The sequence below is a fragment of the Dietzia sp. HMSC21D01 genome (genome assembly GCF_001815995.1).
GTDB lineage: Bacteria > Actinomycetota > Actinomycetes > Mycobacteriales > Mycobacteriaceae > Dietzia > Dietzia cinnamea.
This window is the reverse complement of the sequence record NZ_KV823766.1, coordinates 15,582-20,440: the sequence shown is the minus strand read 5'-3', so window position 1 is coordinate 20,440 and position 4,859 is coordinate 15,582. Positions and strand designations below refer to the sequence as shown.

Below are 4,859 nucleotides of genomic sequence, written 5' to 3'. Positions count from 1 at the left end.
CGCGTCCTTCGAACCCGAACCGGAACCCGTCGTGAGCTTGTCCAGCGACCCCGTCAACTGATCGGAGCCGGTACCGCCGGACGAGTCCACGTCCCCGGTCGAACCGAGCGCAGCGCCGAGCGCGACAGAGCCCACTACGGCGCTGACACCGATGCCGATCTCAACGCTCTGCGCGTTGGCAACACCCGGCATGGAGCCGAGCGCTAGCCCGGAGGCCGCGATGACCGCGATCATCCGCTTCTGGTTCTTCATAGGAGTTGCCTTCCTTAGTGGTTGACGACCCGGCGACGGGCATTAACTCCCCCACGCCACCCGGTCCGGCATGTGGCCTTGGCCACCGCCTTCGGATCGTGTCATCACTCTATCGGGGCATTTCAAAGTCGTGTTACAGGGAATGCTTGGCTGGAACAGTTTGAGGGGCTACGTAACGCAAGGGGCAGCGGCGCAGGTAGGCGGCGTCCCCGAAGTCGCACAACGGTTATCGGCCGACTACCTCGTCTTACGTTTCACCTAACAAGTGAAACGGCGCTTATTTATTTGCCGTGTAACTCGCTCAGTGAGTTTCCTCACTACTTCGCCCCTGAATGCCGGATCCGCCACCTGGAACCGCCCCGCGCGCCCCACGACAGCAAAAGTTGAGGCTAACCTCGTATTGCTATCCCCGAGAACCAGGAGCGTCATGGCACCGAGCACGACCGGAGTCCTCTTCCCCACCGATTCCGACGGAAACCGCTCCACCGGCCGTCTGGCCAAGCAAGTCGTCGCCGACGCACTCGCCACCGTCGACCCCGCCGCGGCCGAGCGCGTCCACCGCATCAAGGACTGGCGCAAGGGCTACATCGAACCCTTCACCGAACTCGTCCGGGTCGGCGTCACCGACCCCGCCGCCTGGGACGGCGTCGCACGCGCCGCCCTCCAGTCGCTGCAGTCCCGGATGGTCGGCGTCCACGAGAAGGACGGCCAACTGGTGGAGACACCGATGACGGACTACCTCGCCGTCGTCACCCCCACCTCCACGCCCGGAACCGAGACGATCCAGGGCACGGCGACCCCCGCCCGCGAACTCTCCATCCCCTACCGCGGCGAAGAACTGACCGGCGACCTCCTCCGCGCCCGCCTCGACAAGTGGGTCGCGGCCGGCGTCATCGAACCCAGCTGCGCCGACGCCCTCAAACTCGTCCAGGACAACCCCGAGTGGCTCTCGCTCCCCGGCCGCGCAATGCTCGTTCTGGGCCTGGGCTCCGAGATGGGCCCCGCCCGACGCCTCCTGCAGTGGGGCGCCGACGTACTGGGCGTCGACCTCCCGTCGAGCCCCGCATGGGACCGCTTCCGCGCCGAGGCCTCCACCTTCGCCGGCCGCCTGCACATCCCCACCGACGCCGACGGCCGCCCCGGCATCGACCTGCTCACCCAGCTCCCCGAGCTGGCCGCGTGGGCCCGGGCCGCCGCCCCCGCACCGCTCACCGTGGGCAGCTACTTCTACGCAGACGGCGGAACCCACGTCCAGCTCTCGTCCGCGGCCGACGCACTCGTCGTCGACCTCCTCGGCGACAACACCGCCACCGCGCTGGCCTACCTCGCCACCCCGATGGACACGTTCGTCGTCCCCGCCGACGTCCGCGAGGCCTCGACGGCAGCCCTCGCCTCCCGGAGGATCACCGACGTCAAGCGAGTCGTCGGCGCGCTGACCCGCCACAAGCTGTTCTGCCGCAACTACCCCGCAGGCCAGGGGCCCGCCGTCCATGACGCGCTCGTCCCCCAGCAGGGCCCCAACTACACCCTCGCCAAGCGCGTCCAGCGCTGGCGCGCCACCAGCGCGTTCGCCGACGGCCACACCGTCTCCGTCAACGTCGCCCCCGCCACCGACACCTACTCGGTCACCAAGAACAAGATCCTCGCCAACACCTACAAGGGCGCCCATGCCTTCGGCATCGAGATCTTCGAGCCCGACACCTCCTCCGCCCTGCTCGCGGCGCTCATGGTCCACGACCTCCACGTGGGGCGCCCGCAGGTCGACGTGCAGTGGCAGCACGAGTCGTCCGGCGCCGCGTCCGGTGGATTGTGGCGTCAGCCCTACCTTCCGCGGACAGCCCTGCCGGTGGCCGCGCTGATCGGTACCGTCAAGAGGTAGAAACGCACCTTCGCCGTCGCCGACAAAAGGACCCCGCCATGCCTAACCCGTTCTCCAAAGGCTGGAACTACCTCAAGGCCTCGCTGGACAAATCGGTCGACGACAACGCGGACCCCAAAGTGCTCGTCCACCAGGCCATGAGCAACGCCCGGCAGCAGCACAAGTCCGTAGCCGACCAGGCCGCCGCGGTGATCGGCAACGCCAAGCAGCTCGAGATCGCCATGGGCACCAAGGCCCGCCAGCTCGACGAGGTGCAGGGCCAGATCCGCCAGACCCTCCAGGTCGCCGAGCAGGCGCGCGCCGAAGGCGACACCGCCCGGGCCCAGCAGTTCGACGCCCAGGCCGAGCAGCTCGCCGGCCGCCTCGTGGCGCTGGAGCAGGACCTGGAGAACACCCGCCAGCTCCACGGCCAGGCCGTCCAGGCCTCCGAACAGGCCAAGCAGGCCGTCAAGGAATCCGAGCACCGGCTGCGCGAGACGCTCGCGCAGGAGGACCAGCTGCTGCTGCAGGCCACCCAGGCCGAGATGCAGCACCGCTCCACCGAGTCCATGGCCTCACTGCAGGGCGCCGGCGGCGGCAACTCCCCGACCTTCGACGAGATCCGCGCCAAGATCGAGGGCCGCTACACCACCGCGCTCGGCAAGCAGGAGCTGGCCGAGGCCACCGGCGCCCCCTCCACCGCCCAACTCGACGCCGCCGCCTTCACCCGGGAGTCGGAGGGTAAGTCCAAGCTCGAGCAGATCCGTGCGTCAATGGGCCTGTCGTCCGGGTCCGACGCCGGCGCCGGCGCCGGCGCCGATCGTCAGTTGACGGACGGCGGCGGACATGCCGGTCAGACCGAGCCGGCCGGCCAGACCGGTCAGGCCGAGCCGGCGCGGGCGGCCGAGCAGGCGAACCCCGAGGCCCCGCGCAATCCCGACGAGGCCACCGATCAACCGGGCCCCGAGGACCTCTCGGGGCCGACGTTGCCACGCGACACCAGGGAGTAACTCCCCGCCCCGCGGTTCGGCGATCTATCGTTGAGCGGTGCCCCGACATCGCTCGCCGCTCGCCCTGCCCCTCCTCGTGCCCGCACTGGCCGCGACCCTGATCGCCGGGGCCGTGGCCCCGGCCGGTGCGCAGTCACTGCCCGGGTCCGCGGGTCCGGATATCGGGTCGGTGATGGGCTCGGCGGGAGGCAGCGTCGACCCGTCCAGCGCGGCCGCCGGCTCGGCGACCGTCGGCTCCACGGGCTCCACCGGCACGGATTCGCTGGTGGGGTCGGGAACCCTCCCACCGCTGGGCACGGGCTCACAGAACACCTCCGCCACCCCTCCGATCGGGATGGAGGCCGAGACCGTCACCGAATCCGAGGTGCGCCGGGTCGACATCGGTGACCAGCTGGTCGCCGGCGGCGACCCCCGATTCGAGCGTTGGTGGGTCGCCTCCGAGTCGATGAACCGCGTGCTGCCGGTGGAGATCTGGCGTCCGGCCTCCACTGCGCCTGCTCCCATGCTCTACCTACTCGACGGCGTGGACTCGCCCTCACCCAGCGGGTGGCTCCTGCCGGGCGGCGTCGACCGGGTCTTCGCAGGCGAGCACGTCACGCTCGTCATGCCCGCCCGCGCCGACGGCTCGCTCCACGCCGACTGGCAGCGGGACGACCCGGTCCTCAGCCGCAACAAGTGGCAGACCTTCCTCACCGAGGAACTGCCACCGCTGCTCGAGGCCGGGGACATCCCCTTCAACGGCAAGCGCGGCATGGCCGGACTCTCGATGGGCGCGGCCAGTGCCGTGACCATCGCCGAGCGTCGCCCCGACCTGTACCAGGCCGTGGGTGCGATCGCCGGCTGCTACACCGCGCGCGACGACCTCGGGTTCATCCTCGCCAAGATCGTCGCCGAGACCCGCGGCGGCGACATCGCCAACATGTGGGGCCCGCGCACCGACCCCGCCTACCTCGCCAACGACGGCCTCCTCAACGCCGACCAGCTCGAGGGCAAAGCCCTGTACTTCGCCACCGCCACCGGTATGCCCGACGCCACCGAGTGGGACCGCAACGGCCGCGACCTGCTGCGCTTCACCCAGGGGGCCGGCCTGGAGATCGCCACGCACGCCTGCACCGTGGAGATGGACCGGCGGCTCGACGAGCTCGGCATCGACGCGCGGATCGACTACCTGCCCACCGGCCTGCACAACTGGGACAACTTCGGCCGTTTCGTGGCCCCGATGCGCGATACGCTGATGCCGGCGCTGCGCTGACCGCCGCGGCGCCCCACCGCCGCGAGGAGTCGCCATGCCCACCACGCCGAAGGCCTCCGGATACCTCTCCCCCACCGGGGCGGTCGTGTTCCCTCGCCGGCTGCCGCTGTCCGTCGAGGAGGCGTGGGCGGCGGTCACCGATCCGGCCCGCACCGCGCCGTGGATCGGTCCGTGGTCGGGCGACCCGGCGACGGGCACCGTGGAGCTGACGATGATCGCCGAGGACGGCGCGCCCGTCGTGCCGGTGGGGATCGTGCGGTGCGAGGCGCCTCACCTCGTCGTCGTCACCACCGCCCCCGACGGGTGGGTGCTCACCGTCCGTATCGAGGGGGACGACGACGAGGTCGTCATCTCCCCGATTATCACCCCGGCCTGTCCGAGCACTACCGGGCGCTGCTCGGCGGCTAGTTGTAAGCCGCCCGGCGCCCCCCCCCTCTCCGCGGCTAGACGAGTTGGAACCCCATCGTGTCGTAGTGGGTTGCTAGTG

5 protein-coding genes are annotated in these 4,859 nt (G+C 70.4%); 4 read left to right on the top strand and 1 reads right to left on the bottom strand.

Going from position 1 to position 4,859, the window contains the following annotated elements; translation table 11 throughout:
- On the bottom strand, positions 1–252 hold a 252-nt coding region (locus HMPREF3086_RS03660; RefSeq protein WP_210401830.1), incomplete at its 3' end, for a hypothetical protein.
- Positions 253–679: 427 nt separating this feature from the next.
- On the opposite strand from HMPREF3086_RS03660, the gene HMPREF3086_RS03655 reads away from it, so the two are divergent.
- The 4 genes from HMPREF3086_RS03655 to HMPREF3086_RS03640 all read left to right on the top strand — a co-directional run.
- On the top strand, positions 680–2,131 hold the full coding sequence (locus tag HMPREF3086_RS03655; RefSeq protein ID WP_061230086.1) for a hypothetical protein: 1,452 nt from the start codon (positions 680–682) through the stop codon (positions 2,129–2,131).
- Between the two features lie 38 nt (positions 2,132–2,169).
- Positions 2,170–3,120, top strand: a complete 951-nt coding sequence (locus HMPREF3086_RS03650) for a PspA/IM30 family protein (RefSeq protein WP_061230085.1) — start codon at positions 2,170–2,172, stop codon at positions 3,118–3,120.
- Between the two features lie 37 nt (positions 3,121–3,157).
- Positions 3,158–4,372 (top strand): alpha/beta hydrolase, encoded by a 1,215-nt coding sequence (locus tag HMPREF3086_RS03645; RefSeq protein ID WP_061916620.1) that lies wholly within the window; start codon positions 3,158–3,160, stop codon positions 4,370–4,372.
- A gap of 34 nt (positions 4,373–4,406) precedes the next feature.
- A partial coding sequence (locus HMPREF3086_RS03640) for an SRPBCC family protein (RefSeq protein WP_246830891.1) occupies positions 4,407–4,859 on the top strand: 453 nt, incomplete at its 3' end.

Bases quoted from the DNA above. Each gene is read 5' to 3' on its own strand.
- HMPREF3086_RS03650 (WP_061230085.1), top strand. From the start codon at position 2,170: ATGCCTAACCCGTTCTCCAAAGGCTGGAACTACCTCAAGGCCTCGCTG.
- HMPREF3086_RS03655 (WP_061230086.1), top strand. From the start codon at position 680: ATGGCACCGAGCACGACCGGAGTCCTCTTCCCCACCGATTCCGACGGA.